The organism is Fructobacillus evanidus (assembly GCF_963580165.1).
In the GTDB taxonomy this organism is placed as follows: domain Bacteria; phylum Bacillota; class Bacilli; order Lactobacillales; family Lactobacillaceae; genus Fructobacillus; species Fructobacillus evanidus.
In genome coordinates this window covers 1-14371 of sequence record NZ_CAUZLM010000001.1, presented here as the reverse complement: position 1 = coordinate 14371, position 14371 = coordinate 1, and the positions used below count along the sequence as shown (strand labels likewise).

Annotated in this window: 17 protein-coding genes, 1 rRNA gene and 1 other annotated feature; of the genes, 1 reads left to right on the top strand and 17 read right to left on the bottom strand. The window is 42.9% G+C overall.

Annotated elements, in window-relative coordinates:
• Window positions 1-6 precede the first annotated feature (6 nt).
• From AABI08_RS00090 to miaA, 14 genes are all read right to left on the bottom strand, one after another.
• Window positions 7-897, bottom strand: coding sequence for a phosphate ABC transporter substrate-binding protein PstS family protein (locus AABI08_RS00090; protein WP_338343311.1), 891 nt, complete (start codon window positions 895-897; stop codon window positions 7-9).
• A gap of 177 nt (window positions 898-1074) precedes the next feature.
• The gene (gene recA / locus AABI08_RS00085; RefSeq protein ID WP_338344037.1) at window positions 1075-2193 is read right to left on the bottom strand and encodes a recombinase RecA; all 1119 of its coding nucleotides are present in this window, start codon (window positions 2191-2193) and stop codon (window positions 1075-1077) included.
• 128 nt (window positions 2194-2321) lie between these two features.
• A complete protein-coding gene (gene pgsA, locus AABI08_RS00080; protein WP_338343313.1) occupies window positions 2322-2900 on the bottom strand; it encodes a CDP-diacylglycerol--glycerol-3-phosphate 3-phosphatidyltransferase in 579 nt (192 codons plus the stop codon).
• A gap of 7 nt (window positions 2901-2907) precedes the next feature.
• The gene (locus AABI08_RS00075) at window positions 2908-3780 is read right to left on the bottom strand and encodes a helix-turn-helix domain-containing protein (protein ID WP_338343314.1); all 873 of its coding nucleotides are present in this window, start codon (window positions 3778-3780) and stop codon (window positions 2908-2910) included.
• Window positions 3781-3788: 8 nt separating this feature from the next.
• On the bottom strand, window positions 3789-5051 hold the full coding sequence (yfmH, locus tag AABI08_RS00070) for an EF-P 5-aminopentanol modification-associated protein YfmH (RefSeq protein WP_338344034.1): 1263 nt from the start codon (window positions 5049-5051) through the stop codon (window positions 3789-3791).
• The gene (yfmF, locus tag AABI08_RS00065; RefSeq protein ID WP_338343316.1) at window positions 5044-6357 is read right to left on the bottom strand and encodes an EF-P 5-aminopentanol modification-associated protein YfmF; all 1314 of its coding nucleotides are present in this window, start codon (window positions 6355-6357) and stop codon (window positions 5044-5046) included. The genes yfmH and yfmF overlap by 8 nt, the downstream gene beginning before the upstream one ends.
• 65 nt (window positions 6358-6422) lie before the next feature.
• Window positions 6423-7265 carry an amino acid ABC transporter substrate-binding protein gene (locus AABI08_RS00060; protein ID WP_338343317.1) on the bottom strand — a complete coding sequence of 281 codons (843 nt, stop codon included), beginning with the start codon at window positions 7263-7265 and terminating at the stop codon, window positions 6423-6425.
• A complete protein-coding gene (locus AABI08_RS00055; RefSeq protein WP_338343318.1) occupies window positions 7265-7903 on the bottom strand; it encodes an amino acid ABC transporter ATP-binding protein in 639 nt (212 codons plus the stop codon). Before AABI08_RS00055 ends, AABI08_RS00060 begins: the two co-directional genes overlap by 1 nt.
• A gap of 4 nt (window positions 7904-7907) precedes the next feature.
• Window positions 7908-8549, bottom strand: coding sequence for an amino acid ABC transporter permease (locus AABI08_RS00050; RefSeq protein ID WP_338343319.1), 642 nt, complete (start codon window positions 8547-8549; stop codon window positions 7908-7910).
• Window positions 8550-8622: 73 nt separating this feature from the next.
• Window positions 8623-8855, bottom strand: a binding site (T-box leader).
• Window positions 8856-8894: 39 nt separating this feature from the next.
• Complete coding sequence (gene mreD / locus AABI08_RS00045) at window positions 8895-9422, bottom strand: rod shape-determining protein MreD (RefSeq protein WP_338343320.1); 528 nt, start codon at window positions 9420-9422, stop codon at window positions 8895-8897.
• A 1-nt stretch (window position 9423) separates the two neighbouring features.
• Entirely contained in the window at window positions 9424-10278 is an 855-nt protein-coding gene (mreC, locus tag AABI08_RS00040) for a rod shape-determining protein MreC (RefSeq protein ID WP_338343321.1), read from the bottom strand.
• 87 nt (window positions 10279-10365) lie between these two features.
• On the bottom strand, window positions 10366-11373 hold the full coding sequence (locus AABI08_RS00035) for a rod shape-determining protein (RefSeq protein ID WP_338343322.1): 1008 nt from the start codon (window positions 11371-11373) through the stop codon (window positions 10366-10368).
• Window positions 11374-11479: 106 nt separating this feature from the next.
• A complete protein-coding gene (locus AABI08_RS00030) occupies window positions 11480-11653 on the bottom strand; it encodes a hypothetical protein (RefSeq protein WP_338343323.1) in 174 nt (57 codons plus the stop codon).
• 13 nt (window positions 11654-11666) lie between these two features.
• A complete protein-coding gene (gene miaA / locus AABI08_RS00025; protein WP_338343324.1) occupies window positions 11667-12566 on the bottom strand; it encodes a tRNA (adenosine(37)-N6)-dimethylallyltransferase MiaA in 900 nt (299 codons plus the stop codon).
• A gap of 85 nt (window positions 12567-12651) precedes the next feature.
• Here miaA and AABI08_RS00020 point away from each other — a divergent pair, with 85 nt between their 5' ends.
• A complete protein-coding gene (locus tag AABI08_RS00020; RefSeq protein WP_338343325.1) occupies window positions 12652-12837 on the top strand; it encodes a DUF3042 family protein in 186 nt (61 codons plus the stop codon).
• A gap of 37 nt (window positions 12838-12874) precedes the next feature.
• Here the strand turns inward: AABI08_RS00020 and AABI08_RS00015 are convergent, their stop codons facing one another.
• The 3 genes from AABI08_RS00015 to rrf form a co-directional block, all read right to left on the bottom strand.
• Window positions 12875-13276 carry a rhodanese-like domain-containing protein gene (locus AABI08_RS00015; protein WP_338343326.1) on the bottom strand — a complete coding sequence of 134 codons (402 nt, stop codon included), beginning with the start codon at window positions 13274-13276 and terminating at the stop codon, window positions 12875-12877.
• A 148-nt stretch (window positions 13277-13424) separates the two neighbouring features.
• Window positions 13425-14120 carry an adaptor protein MecA gene (locus AABI08_RS00010; protein ID WP_338343327.1) on the bottom strand — a complete coding sequence of 232 codons (696 nt, stop codon included), beginning with the start codon at window positions 14118-14120 and terminating at the stop codon, window positions 13425-13427.
• 142 nt (window positions 14121-14262) lie between these two features.
• Window positions 14263-14371: ribosomal RNA gene (rrf, locus tag AABI08_RS00005) — 5S ribosomal RNA — on the bottom strand; the annotation flags it as partial.

The following is a 14371-nucleotide window of genomic DNA, read 5'->3' as shown; positions in this document are numbered from 1 at the left end:
TCTGCCTTACCCCTTCTGCTTAGCGGTAATGTTACCATGCAGGTCACGTTCAATCTTCATATTTGTATTTGAGATGTAACCCAACTTTGGTACGTACGTCTTCTGTACACGATCTGAATTAAAGAAATCCAAGAACTTAGCAACTTCACCTGTTGGCTTGCCGTGCGTGTAAATGTGTTCGTATGACCAGATAGGATAAGCCCCATCCTCAACATTGGCATCGGTAGGTGCGACACCATTGATGTTTGCTCGAACAACATCGTTTGACTTATAAGCAAAGGCAACGTAAGAGATAGCTCCCGGAGTACTCTTAACAATTGACAAGACCATTCCTGATGAATCTTGCTCTTGTGCAGAGGCACTCTTTTTGCCACCCATGGCCCACTTTTCAAAAGCGGCCCGAGTTCCGGAACCGGCGGCACGGTTGACAAGCACAATTGGCATGTCCTTTCCGCCCAGTTCACTCCAATTTTTAATTTTACCGGTAAAGATATCGGTTAACTGTGCCAGTGTCAAATTCTTGACACCGGCTTGCTTATTAATGATTGGCGCAATTCCAACGACTGCGACTCGATGATCAACTAAATTCTTTGTATCAATCCCCTTCTTTTCTTCAGCGAAGAGATCTGAGTTCCCGAGGGAAACAGCCCCTTGCGCTATTTGCGACAGACCCGTACCACTTCCACCACCTTGAACGGTAATGGAGACACCAGGATGAGAACGTTGATAGTCCTCTCCGGCAGCTTCAACCAAAGGTTGCAGTGCAGTTGAACCAACTGCAGTAATGGGTGCGGTGTTGGCTTGCTTGTCTCGGTTTTGATAGGCAATTCCTAAGATGACGGCAAGTACAACGACGACAGAGGCCACTATCCATGACCCGCGATGCGATCTTTGCATGATTCCTCTTCTCCCAACTGGGTGCAAAAGATTATCCTACAACAACAAGTATCTATTCCAAACTAATCCGAACAATTTGTGTGAAAATGAATCATTCACTTCAGTTAAGAACAAACACATTATAACAAAAAAAAGCGTTTTACAACGCTTTTTAATATTAATTTATTATTACTATTTCTAAATAATCGGTTCGTCGGTAAGCCCGTCGTTATCGTGATTTTCTGCACTTTTGCTATCACTTTCATCGGGACCTGCATCAGCAACTGGCTCATCGCCAATGCCATAAGCATTCCGCACTTGTGTATAGATATCTGCCTTCAAAGCAGCGTGCTCAGGGTCATCCAAATATTCCTTGGCCTTTTCGCGACCTTGGCCAATTCGCTCCCCATTATAGGCATACCAAGCACCAGCCTTATCAATAATATCTTGATCAACGGCCAAATCAAGAATTTCACCAGTTTGTGAGATTCCCTTTCCATACATGATATCGACTTCGGCGACCTTAAATGGTGGCGCAACCTTGTTCTTCACAACCTTGACCTTGGTCAAGTTACCAGTCACGTCTGATCCATCTTTAATTTGAGTTGACCGGCGGACTTCCAAACGAATTGTCGAATAAAACTTCAAGGCACGACCACCTGGCGTTGTTTCGGGATTTCCAAACATCACGCCAACCTTTTCACGAATCTGATTGATAAAGATGGCAATCGTTCCTGTCCGGTTCAAGGTTCCAGCTAACTTACGCAAAGCTTGAGACATCAACCGTGCCTGCAAACCAACGTGAGCATCCCCCATTTCACCTTCAATTTCCACACGGGGAACTAAGGCGGCCACAGAATCAACCACGACCATGTCAACAGCACCTGATTGAACTAAGGCGTCAGCAATTTCCAGTCCCTGTTCACCAGTATCAGGCTGTGACAACAGCAATTCATCCTTCTTAACACCTAAAGCTTCAGCGTATTTAACGTCCAAGGCATTTTCAGCATCGATATAAGCAGCTGTGCCACCATTCTTTTGGATTTCAGCTACCGCATGCAGAGCAATCGTCGTCTTACCTGATGATTCAGGCCCATAAACTTCAATAATCCGTCCCTTGGGATAACCACCAACACCTAATGCCACATCCAATTTAACAGACCCAGATGGTGAAGTTTCTACTTGCGTTAAGGCGTTATCGCCCAACGTCATAATAGAACCCTTTCCAAAGTTTTTTTCAATTTTCTTTAAAGCTTCATTTAAGGCAGCCTGACGGCCATCCTTCTTGTTATCATCGCTTGTCTTTTTTGCAACCATGCTTGATACTCCTTCAATGTCTATCAACAGTGTACGGACTTTTTTAACAAAATGCAAGGACTTTTACGAACATTTGTTCGCATCGCTTTCTTCCTTATTTGATTGGACGAAAAAAGCGCTTAAAGCGCTTATAGTCCGTCTGCAAAAACCGAGCGGCTTTTCCAGAAATATTCGATTCCTGAATAAATTGTAAAGAAAACGGCAATATACAAGAGCACCTGGCCAATTGGAAAATCAACAAGGGCAAACGGCCAATCTTTTAAGTACAGGAAGAAAATCGCAAACATCTGCGAAAAAGTTTTAATCTTACCAGGCCAGGCAGCAGCCATGACCGTCCCGTTATTTTCAACAACCAATGTCCGCAATCCAGTTACGGCTAATTCCCGGATAACAATCACTGCTGTGACCCAGGCAGGAACTTGGTGAAAGGCAGTCAGGTAAATCAAGGCAGTCATGACCAAAAGCTTATCAGCTAATGGATCAAAGAATTTACCGAAGTTGGTTACTAAGTGCTTTCGACGAGCAATTTGCCCATCTAAGAAATCAGTCATACAAGCAACGGCAAAAACGATGGCCGCCAGGACCCATGAAAGGGTCAGGTCTAAATCAGTGTTCACAACCGTTGAACCCTTTGAAAAAATCAAAAGGAGCATGAAAACTGGAATCAAGATGATTCGAAAGACCGTTAGTTTATTTGGTAAATTCATTTTGTTCTCACTTATTCAAATTCAAGACAACGTTCCAAGTCGTTGGAGCTGGGTTCGTTGGCAAGTTTGGTAAATCAATATGTTGGTTGTTAATCGTCAAGTTGACGTGGCTAACCTGTGAAACTTGAATATTAACAATGGCCGTATTGGCAGGAATCTCAACACTCTTCTCATCGGTCTGGTTCAACCAAGCGTTATACAAGACCTTACCCGTCCCGTCGGTTACCTTAAACATTGAGCCACCATTTTGGCCCTTGGCAACAATGGTATGCGTGTTAGCCAATTGGCCGGCAACAGTATAAGTCGTCGTTAACTGGGCCGTGTTTGTCGTTGCAGTCCCAAGGTTAATGCCCCCATTAGCGCTTGATGATGAGGCTGCGGACGATGAAGATGATGACTGTGGTACAGATGATGATGTCACTTCAACTTGGTTTCCACTATTTGATGAATTAGAACCAGAGCTCATTCGTGTCACAACAAACCAAGCAACCAACAAAACTGCCACAACGATAATCGCTAACCAAATCTTTGGAATAAAACCACGGAACCGTGATTTAAAGGTTTCCGTATTGTTAACGCCCGCGCGAACAACGCCGTCATCGTCACGGTGTGCATGCGATAAGTCGCTAATCACTTGTGGATCAAATTCAACTTCATCAAAAAGATCATCAGGATTTAAACCAACCGCCTCAGCAAATTGCTTGGCAAAAGCCCGGGCATAAAATTGACCAGGCAAAGCATCCTGGTCACCATCTTCAATCGCTTGTAAAAACCGAGGTTGGATCTTAGTCATTTCGGCTAATTGGTCGATTGTGTAACCCTTCTCCAACCGAGCTTCTCGTAACTGTTGACTAATTTCACTTGCTAAATATTCAGTCATTTTTTCTCTTACTTTTCTAATACTAAGCGGGTCAAACGACCACCTTCAAAGAGCCGTTTACCACACTCGACAACATCATCTAAGCAAAAACGTGTTATTAAGTTCATTTTATCAAATAGTGATACACCATACAAGGCTAAATCCTCGTCTAAACCAAGCCGATCCGGACGGTTTTGGCTAGCCAAAGTTTGCCCAGCCAAAGCTTTTTGTAACCGGTTAAAATCAGTCTGGCTTTCGGCTAAAACAGCCGCTGCTTCTGCCAGCCTCTTCGTCAAAGATTCTTGCACCTGATCCTGTTTTTCACCATCCGCAAAAAACGTCAGATACTGGTACGGACCAAAATTACTATACTCATAATCAAAGTCATCACCGAAAATTCCTTGGTCATAAACATCCTGGAACCACGCCGTTTGATCACCAAAGACTAAATCCAAGGCCAATTCGCCTAATAGGATTTCTTTAACACGTTCAATTCCTGAAATAGTTTCAGGACGACTTGGTAAGCGGAGACCATAGGCCCCTTTTTCTAGCGATAATCCTTGCTTCTTTTGTGCTGCAAAACTCACCTGCTTTGCCAAATCCTCTTTTGGTACAAAAACAGTTTCTTTCTGACTACTGATTTGACCTTGTTGATTTTTAATAAAGGCCATTAATTCACTAGTATCAAAATCACCGACAACCGTTAACACCAAATTTTCGGGTTGATAGAAGGCCGCGTGAATTTGATAGAGTAAATCAGGAGTAATTTCTTGCAGGCTGTTTTTGGTTCCTGCAATATATTGGCTCAATGCTGATTGTGGATATAAGAGCCCAATAATTCCCTGATACAACTGCCAAGCAGGATCATCCTGATAAAGCTTAATTTCTTCCTCGATAATGCCTCGCTCACGAACAACCTTTTCTTCGGTAAAATAAGGTTCTTGCACAAAATCCATTAACCAAGCCAAGTTTTCTAAAACCCGGCTAGTGGCAGTGAAATAATAAGTCGTTTGGTTGGGCCCAGTAAAGGCATTGGCGTCCGCCCCCAACTCCGTAAAGCGAATTAACGCGTCACCATCTTTTTTATCAAAGATTTTATGTTCCAGAAAGTGCGCGGTACCGGCTGGAATGATGATTTGCTGATTTTCATTAATCATCATCGTCGTCGTTAACGACCCAAAACGGGCTGTCAATGAGGCCAAAAATTGGTGATAGCCAGGCTTTTTAATGAGGTTAACTGTCAAGCCCTCTTTCGTTTGAAAAACAAAGGGCTGCTTTTCATGATTATTCATTTTCAAAAGCTTCCCCCTTCTTCTCAGGTGCTAAAACAAAGCTGCTCTGAAAGGTTAAATCCTTAGCAACATCCTGCACATCTGCCACTGAAACTTGGTCAATCGCAGTTAGAAAATCAGTCGCACCTGCTTTCGCCTGACGCAAAAAGCGACCGGCCTGACGCACAGCCAAGTAAGCCTGTGAATCTTGACGGATTAAATACTCATTTTTTAAGCTTTGCTTAGCATTTTCGAGCATTTCTGCCGCCACCTGGCCTTCTACCAATGTCTTTAATTGAACCTGAATCAAGTCTTCCACCAAATTGACTTGGTCAAAATCAAAACCAGCCACAACGGTCAAGGCAGCTAAGTCTGGTTGAAAGCGCGACGAAATATTATAAGCTAAACTATTTTTTTCTCGAACTTCAGTGAAAAGCAAACTGGCTGGGCTAGCCCCAAAAATTGTGTTTAACACCAAAGTTGCATAATAGCGTGGACCATTTTCCTGTAAGGACAAGCCCTCTACTTGATAATTTTGTACCAAGACGGCCTGTTGCCAATCTGACTTTTTCATAAGCTTTTCTTGACCGACAGCTAACAATTGAGGAATTTGTGCTGGGTCGTCCTGGTCAGCAACACTCTTTTCATCGCGGCCAACATCAGCCCAAGGCCAAGCAGACAATTGTTCTTCCAATTGATCAAAATCCAAGTCGCCGACAGCTGAAATCACCACTTGATTGGCAGCTAACAGCTCTCGCTGTGCTTGCCGAACATCCTGTAAGGTCAATTGGTCCAATTCTTCAATCGAGCCTAAGATCGATTCCCGCACAGCAGCATCAGCAAAGATCAATTCGCGTGCTTGATCCAAAGCAAACGCTACCTTATCATCTTGGCGACTTAAAATCGCTTGCTTCAGGTTCTGCCGCTCTTGATTAAAAATTATTTGGGCTTGGTCACTTTCCCAATCAAAATCAAAGAGCATTGCTTGCAAAAAGTTTAAAATTTGCTCCAAAAGCTGATTTGAATTTGGCAAAAGCCCCGGCTTAATAAATTGAATCGAAACCGTTAGAAGATCCAAATCGCCCAGCGTTGCGACCTTCGTTTGAAAGTTGGCCCCAAAGGCATCAATCATTGCCAAAGAAACCGCTCGTTGGTCTGGATACTCCTTCGAAGAAACTGCCATCAAGTAGGACAAGAGCGCTCGCTTGGTTGCAATGGCTTTCTTAGCCTTCGTCGCAAAGGTCACATTGATATGAATTGTTTTAAATTGCTTTGTTGGCTGGTATGCCAATTGGACGCCAGGCGCCACCATCGTCTTTTTTATCATATAACTATCTTACTCGGTTTTATCAAAAGAAAAAACGCCCGTAGGCGTTTTTAATACTTTCTCAATTAATTTTGTGCAAACCACTTGTTTTCCAAAGCAGCAACAAAGCCGTTCTTGGTCAACTTTGTCAACTCCTTATTGACCGCTTCCTTGAGTTCAACATCGCCCTTACGGAATCCAACAACATCTTCCGTCTCTGGGAAGCCACCCTTTAGAATTTCATAATCGGCTGGGTTGGCCTGGTGGTTAATGTAATAACGGGCATAGTCCTCATCAACTAACAAACCGTCAATTCGATTAGCATTTAAATCAGTAAAGGCTTTGTCAAAGGTATCGTACTCAACAGGCTTTTGCCCCTTAATATACTGCTTCAAGACCTTTGGCTGATCGTTCAATGAAGATTCACCTGAAGACCCGGTTTGAACACCTAAGATTTTACCGGACATATCAGAAAACTTATTAATGCCCTGGCCCTTCTTAACGACAACAGAAAGAGCAACCTTGTGGTAAACCTGTGAAAAGGCGACCTGCTTTGCCCGGGCAGGTGTCTTGGTATAACCATTCCAAATGGCATCGATATTACCAGTATTTAATTCCGTTTCCTTCATAGACCAATCAATTGGTTGCCAATTAACCTTGATACCCAAATCAGAAAAGACCTTATCGGCCAAATCGATATCAAATCCTTCTAATTTTCCAGATGAATCCCGGAAGCCCATTGGGACAAAGGTATCATCCAAACCAATCGTAATCACTTTTTCCTGCTGAATCTTGGCCCAATTGTCTTTGGTATTGGCATCATTATCTGATTTTGGTTTAGAAAGAAAGGCAACACAACCAACCACCACGGCAAGAAAGACCACAATCACAGCGGTATTGACAATGATTTTCTTTTTCATCGTAATCATTAGCGCTGGACCTCCTTTTCAAAGTCAAAGACTGTATCCGCCACCTTATCAGCAAATGGCAAATCGTGGGTCACGACCAATTGAGTAACCCCAGCCTTCTTCAAGGCCAGCATTACTTGGCTCACCTGATCAGTGGTCTTTTCATCCAGACCAGAGGTTGGTTCATCGTAAGCGATAATTTGTGGATCCATTGCGAGTGCCCGAGCAATCCCTACCCGTTGCTTTTGGCCACCAGACAACTGGTAAGGATATAAGTCAGCTTGGTCAGTCAACCCAAGCGTTGCTAACAACTCATCAGCCTTTTTGTTCGCATCTGCCGCAGACATTTTCTTAACCGTCATTGGTGCCAAGGTCAAGTTCTTCTTAACCGTCAAATGTGGGAATAGATTAAAGTCCTGAAAAATCAGGCCAATCTTCGCTGCCAAAGCAGGATCACCAACTTGGTAAGTCTGGCCATTCAAATCAATCTCACCAGCACTAGCATCCTCTAAACCGGTTAATGTCTTAATAAAAGTTGTCTTACCGGAACCGGATGGTCCCACAACTACTAGGATTTCAGCATCATCCATCGTCAGTGATAAATCTTTAAAAATCACATTATCGCCGTAGGCTTTTGTCAAATTTTTAATCGCAATCATGGTCTTACCTCCAAGCACTCAAGCGCTTCTCGCTACGGCGTAGGGCAATCGTAACGACTGCTACCATGGCCAAGTACATCAAGCCAACAATTAAGTATGGTACCAATGAAACGTCCCGGCTGGCTGCAATCGAACCTGCTCGCAAGATATCACCCAAGCCAATCACATAAATCAAAGATGTATCCTTGACCAGGTTAACGACCTCATTTCCGAATGATGGCACCACAATTTTAATCACTTGCGGCAAGATAATCTTGAAAAAAGTTTGAACCTTATTCAAGCCCAAAACCTGGGCTGCATCAAATTGCCCCTGTGGAATGGCTTGAAGACCACCACGGAAAATTTCTGCCAGGTAAGCCGCATAGTTAATAATAAAAGCAAAGGCCGCAGCATCAAATCGTGAGAAGGATACACCAACCATCGCTAAGCCATAGTAAATAAAAATCAATTGCAACAAGAGTGGTGTTCCTCGCATCAGCCAAATATAGCCGTTCACCAACCATCGCACACTAAAGTATGGTGACCGCATTGCCAAGGACACTAAAATCCCCAACGGGATCGAGCCAATAATCGTAATAAAGAAGACCCCCAGGGTCATTTGCAAGCCAGAGGCAATGCTTGGTAGTACTTCAAAAAAATATTTCATCAGGATTTCCCCACTTTCACTATCAAACTATTAAAACGATGGGAAATAAAAAAGCCCCCTAAGTGCCAAGCACTTAGAGGGCGAATAGACGCGGTCCCACCTCATCGTTGTTTCTTTATTACTAAAGAAACCTCGTGGTGTTAGTTTCCTAACAACCAGTGCGATAACGGGCACAACCGATGCTACCTACTCAAGGTTCAATAGCACACTCCTAGGTGTGGTTCACCAACAATTCCTGCTTACTCTCAATGGCCGTAAGCTTCCTGAAAAGAATTTGCTAGTTACTCGTCTAGTCAACGTTTTAATTGAGGCCATTATAACCCTGGCCCGGTAAAAAATGCAAGTTTAAATTAATCTTTGATACAAAGACCAAGTTGGATAATAACCTAAAGCAGCCAAAATCAGATTCAAAGCTGCTGTTGGAAACACATCTTGAATGACAAAAGCAAAGGGTGACAAATTGGCAATGTTAATCATTGAACCGGCAAAATAAGTCACCACAAGGTAGGTTAATAGCCCCACTAAAAGCAGGAGCATCCCAGACATTAAGCGTTCATCAAAGTAAGGACGCAGCTTATCCATTAAGATGGTTGCTGCCAAAAAGGCCACTGTATAGGTACCAATAATCCCCGTGTAATAGATATCAAAAAGTAAGCCAAAAACAACCACATAGAAGTAATACGGTATATAGCTTGTTGCTTCAAATTGAATGGCATAGAAAAACCAAATCAACGTCAACGTTGGAATAATATGAAAAGGCGGATGGAGTAAAAAGACACCAAACGAAGACATAATATTCCCATCGATAAAGAACAAAAGAATTAAAATCAGCGGATACACAATCCGAAATCGAATAAATTGCCAACCTGCCATGTTATGACCCTACCTCCGTCTTGGCCACTAAGACAGTACTCAAACTGCTCAAATCAGAGCTTGATTGAATATAAATCTTACGTGACAGACCATAATCATCGGTGGTAACCTTCGCCACCTTCCCAATCAAGATACCGGATGGCATTGATCCACCCAACCCTGAAGTGACAACTTTATCACCAGGGTTAATCGTCTGACTTTCGGTAACTTGACCCATAATCAACAATTTCTGATCTGCATCATAGTCAGTAATAATCCCGTTAACATCGCCTTGGCTACCCTTAACGGTAATTGCAAAGCGGTTTGTGTCTTCACTTGTATCAGAAATCAGTGTTACCTTCGAATTAACCGTATTCACTTCCGAAATACGACCAATCAAGCCAGAATCACCAAGGACGGGCATGCCCTTCTTCAATCCTGATTTAGCACCCTTATTGATCACAAGCTGTGACTGCCAAGTTGTTGGTGACCGGGCAATCGTCACGGCAGAAATCGTTTCATAATCAGTCAACGTTGCTTTCAAGCCAAGCTGCTTCTTCAACGACTTGTTTTCCTCTTCCAGAGTCTGCATCTTAACCTGATTTTGCGCATAGCCGTCTAACTTAGCCTTTAATTTCTGATTTTCGTCAAATGTTGACATCAAATTCGAAATCGAATTAGCCCGTGTCCCAATGGCATTCGTTGGCACGGCGATCGCTCGTGAAACACCACCAGTGATATCATTAATAGCTCGCTGAAAGAAGGGTGGCGTATTTGTTTTATTGGCCCACCAATTTGATCCGGTAATCAAGCCAACAATAACCATGACTGAGACCATTAAAATCACAGCCGTTTTGGATGAAAATAACTTACGCATGGAATAATCCTTTTTACACCAACCGCCTTGAAAAGAAAAGCGCAGCGCAAGCGCTACGCTTTTTGGCAGTTTTCCTAACCTGTCTTATTAGTTTCGTTGCAAAACATCCAAAGACTTCAATGATTCGCCAACACCCTTGACAACAGCATCCAAAGGATCTTCCGCTACAATAACAGGAACCTTTGTAATGCCTTCAATCAAAGTTGACAAACCGCGCAACTGCGCTCCACCACCAGTTAAGACCATTCCGTGGTCAATCACATCGGCAGAAATTTCAGGTTGTGTTGACTCCAACGTTTCACGAATTGAGTTCACTACTTCGTTAATTGGGTCCTGGATTGCTGTCGCTACATCGTATGCTGAAACTTCGATGGTTTTTGGCAAACCTGTCAACAAGTCACGACCACGTGCAGTTGTTGGTTCCATCGTCTTGGCATCTTCCAAAGAAACCGTTCCAACTTCAATCTTCAAACGCTCAGCAGTTGATTCACCAATTGCCAAGTTGTTATTGTTACGGACAAATGATGAAATTGCTTCGTTAAGCTTGTCACCCGCAAAACGAGTTGAACGAGCAGCAACAATTCCACCAAGTGAAATCGTGGCAACATCCGTTGTTCCGCCACCAAAGTCAACCACCATTGAACCAGTTGGTTCCATAACTGGCAAGCCGGCACCAATTGCGGCCGCAAATGGTTCTTCGATGACGTAAGCATCACGTGCGCCAGCAACACGAGCAGCATCAATTACTGCACGGCGCTCAACAGCCGTAATGCGGGCAGGTACCCCTAAGGTCACGTATGGCTTACCAACGCGGCCACCTAAGGCCTTATTCAAATAATAAGAAATCATGGCAACAGTCGTGTCATAATCAGCAATCACACCATCACGCATTGGGCGAATAGCTGCAATACTTGCAGGTGTCCGGCCAAGCATGTCGCGGGCTTCAGAGCCAACGGCAATCACTTCTTGCGTTTCGGTGTTGCGCGCAACAACTGAAGGTTCACGTAAAACGATTCCCTTCCCTTCGACGTATACATAAGTATTTGTCGTTCCTAAGTCAATACCAACGTTATGTTGTCCAAATGATAATGCCACGATTTTGCCTCTCAATTAAAGTCGACACTCGAAAAACCCGAGTCCGGCCATTTTTAATATAGTTTACTTAAATAGTATTGTAGCATATTTTAATCACTACAACAGTCTATTTTGCCTGAATATATGTCACTTTTCCTGCTCTTTGAGCGATTCCCTTCACTGTATTTTGATAGGGAAAAGCAGACCATGCCTTTTGAAATGCAGGAAAGGTTTCGGGATCAACATCAAAATGATCAATCTTCCCGTCTTTTAAATCCGTTAACGCCTGTACAAAGTCCATTTGCCGCTCCTTTTTACTGCTGATATTCTTTTAAAAAATCAGCAACTTTCTGATCAGCGATTTTCCACGCATCTTGACCGTCAATCCATTGTAACCCCGGAATTTGATGACGCCAATAGGTTAATTGGCGTTTGGCATATCGTCTTGAGTTTTGTTGGATAGCAGCTAAAACTTCCGAAAGTGTCTGTTGTCCTTCAAAGAAAGGATAAAATTCAGCGTAGCCAATGCCACGACCAGCCTGCAGAGCCAAACCGCCCCGGTCATAAAGGGCCTTGGCTTCTTCCTTAAGCCCTTGATCCACCATAAGCTGAACACGACCATTGATGCGATCATATAAGACCTCTCGTGGCCAATCTAAGGCCAAAATGAGTCCGGTATATTCAGGCCGCTTTGGTCGATCAACTTGGCCATGGCGGGCAATTTGAATTGCTCGAATGACCCGATCCTTATTTTGTAAGTCAACCCGATTCAATAACTTCTCATCAGCTAATTGCTTCAATTTAACTTGGAGCTCCTCTAAAGGCTTCTTCTGATCTTCTTGGACCTCTTCATCATTTGATTGAGCAAAGTCCAGCGACTGAAAGCCCAAAAGTGCTTTGACGTAAAAACCAGTCCCACCAACGACAATTGGGACTCTTCCTGATTTGACCGTCTCTAAAATTGCCTGATCTGCCAATGAAATAAAATCGGCCACCGAAAAATCAGCAGTCTCATCTACCACATCAAGCAGATAATGTGGAATCCCTTCCCGTTCTGGAACGGGCGTCTTGGCTGTACCAATATCAAGTCCCTGATAAACCTGCAAGGAATCAGCTGAAATGATGTTACCATTATACTTTTTGGCTAGCTGGATAGCCAAATCTGATTTACCAGAAGCCGTTGGCCCCGCAATGACAATAACTGGAATCGCCATGTTCTACCTCCATTTTACAAATAGGGATTTACAAAGTCTTTTATTTCAACGATAATATTAAGAAAAGATGGAAAGGAGATTGAAGATGAAAAAAGACTTTAAATTCGGTTTGGCAACAGGCATACTCGGTTCAGCCCTCGCCGTTCTTTCAGCTGGTTTTGGCTACAAGAAATTAGTTCAAGAACCAAAGGAACAAGAGCAGGAAAACTATGAAGAGGTTTCTCGTGCTGCCATTCGTAAATCAGTTGCCGCTCATCAATCACGCTTTTAATGGTTACTAAAAAAGAATCGCTAAGCGATTCTTTTTTTTAGCCCTTCTTTTGCTCAGTTGCTTGACGATAGCCACCAGCCATCAAAAAGATTTGGTTCTTAGCCATACCTTCCTTACGAAGATGACGGGCAACAGAGCTTGCCCCAGATAATGTGTCACCATACAGATAAACTGGCATATCTTGACGCAAACCAGACTTGCCTTGTGAGAAAGTTAATGCTGGCATATTACGAGCGCCCCGCAAATGATTGCGCTTGTAGGGCTCCTTGTCACGGACATCAACCAATTGGCCATGGTTTTCTGCCTGCTGTGCCATAAAGTCTTCTGCCTTCAAAACGGTTCCCCGTTGCTTGGCCATGATTCGTGTTCCAAAAGCACTGACCACGTAAAAAACGAACCAAATAACTAAGACCCAGGTAATAACAAGCAAGATATTCATGAAAATGCACTCCAATGCTAAATAATGATACTGCTATTATACCTGATAATCGCAAGGGAACAAAATCTTATTTTAGAAAAAGGACTTTCGATTCAATTGAAAGCAACAAACAAAAATGGAAAACCTTTCCAGATTTTCCATCAGTATTTTATTCAGCTAAAAATAGTTGGTTCAATGATTGCACCGCTTGATTTTCAAAAAGTGCTTTACCATGTTCAGACAAAACTGCCTCATTCAGCTTTGCATAGCGACCAAATTCAACAATCGTCGCAGACAAAGTATTATATTCAGCTGCAGTTAACGACATTTTGGTTGAATCCAAAACTAGGTAATAGTTTCCCTTATAGAAGTAGGCACTATTATCCCCTGTGAACGTTTCCAACCGGTCTGAAAGTGACAAAAGCAAATCAAAATCAGCCAATTCAACAACGTCGATATGACCATCAACGCTCATTTTTACAGCACTTTTTTCATCGTCATGTGCCATTAAAGCCATCTTTTGTTCGAATGAAACATCGTCAATTGCTTCTTGATTAACAACTTCCGTGTCATCATCGCTACGTTCACCAACAATGTTTGCTAACAAATCATTTAGAGCGTCCTGATCATCAAGACGGGAAATAAACAATTCCAGCCCATTTTGGTTAGGTAAAACTTGAAAAGAAACTTTGTCATTATCGACAAAATCCTCTTCTGTATCAATTTCAGACAGAATATTATAAAAGAAAGATTCAATTTTATTACGATCGCTAAGCAAATCGCGAACCGAAGTTCCCCGGTCTTGCAGGTCCTCATTTTCAATCATGACCCGAATAGTATTATCGTTAATTCGTTCCATTTCCATAAGTATTCACCTCAACTTTGATTAACTTCAATGCCAAACCAAAGCATCCTGTTACTATTTACTATATTTTAAACTGTATATAAATAAAAAACAATGGAAGAACTGATATTCATCAATTCCCCCATTGTTTTTATACGTATCGGCATCGCGTCGTCCTATCCTCGCAGCCAGCGTTCCGGCAACTACTTTCGGCGCTATAGAGCTTAACTTCTGTGTTCGAGATGGGTACAGGTGGTTCCTCTATGCCATCA

Bases quoted from the DNA above. Each gene is read 5' to 3' on its own strand.
- AABI08_RS00090 (WP_338343311.1), bottom strand. From the start codon at position 897: ATGCAAAGATCGCATCGCGGGTCATGGATAGTGGCCTCTGTCGTCGTT.
- recA (WP_338344037.1), bottom strand. From the start codon at position 2,193: ATGGTTGCAAAAAAGACAAGCGATGATAACAAGAAGGATGGCCGTCAG.
- pgsA (WP_338343313.1), bottom strand. From the start codon at position 2,900: ATGAATTTACCAAATAAACTAACGGTCTTTCGAATCATCTTGATTCCA.
- AABI08_RS00075 (WP_338343314.1), bottom strand. From the start codon at position 3,780: ATGACTGAATATTTAGCAAGTGAAATTAGTCAACAGTTACGAGAAGCT.
- yfmH (WP_338344034.1), bottom strand. From the start codon at position 5,051: ATGAATAATCATGAAAAGCAGCCCTTTGTTTTTCAAACGAAAGAGGGC.
- yfmF (WP_338343316.1), bottom strand. From the start codon at position 6,357: ATGATAAAAAAGACGATGGTGGCGCCTGGCGTCCAATTGGCATACCAG.
- AABI08_RS00060 (WP_338343317.1), bottom strand. From the start codon at position 7,265: ATGATTACGATGAAAAAGAAAATCATTGTCAATACCGCTGTGATTGTG.
- AABI08_RS00055 (WP_338343318.1), bottom strand. From the start codon at position 7,903: ATGATTGCGATTAAAAATTTGACAAAAGCCTACGGCGATAATGTGATT.
- AABI08_RS00050 (WP_338343319.1), bottom strand. From the start codon at position 8,549: ATGAAATATTTTTTTGAAGTACTACCAAGCATTGCCTCTGGCTTGCAA.
- mreD (WP_338343320.1), bottom strand. From the start codon at position 9,422: ATGGCAGGTTGGCAATTTATTCGATTTCGGATTGTGTATCCGCTGATT.
- mreC (WP_338343321.1), bottom strand. From the start codon at position 10,278: ATGCGTAAGTTATTTTCATCCAAAACGGCTGTGATTTTAATGGTCTCA.
- AABI08_RS00030 (WP_338343323.1), bottom strand. From the start codon at position 11,653: ATGGACTTTGTACAGGCGTTAACGGATTTAAAAGACGGGAAGATTGAT.
- miaA (WP_338343324.1), bottom strand. From the start codon at position 12,566: ATGGCGATTCCAGTTATTGTCATTGCGGGGCCAACGGCTTCTGGTAAA.
- AABI08_RS00020 (WP_338343325.1), top strand. From the start codon at position 12,652: ATGAAAAAAGACTTTAAATTCGGTTTGGCAACAGGCATACTCGGTTCA.
- AABI08_RS00015 (WP_338343326.1), bottom strand. From the start codon at position 13,276: ATGAATATCTTGCTTGTTATTACCTGGGTCTTAGTTATTTGGTTCGTT.
- AABI08_RS00010 (WP_338343327.1), bottom strand. From the start codon at position 14,120: ATGGAAATGGAACGAATTAACGATAATACTATTCGGGTCATGATTGAA.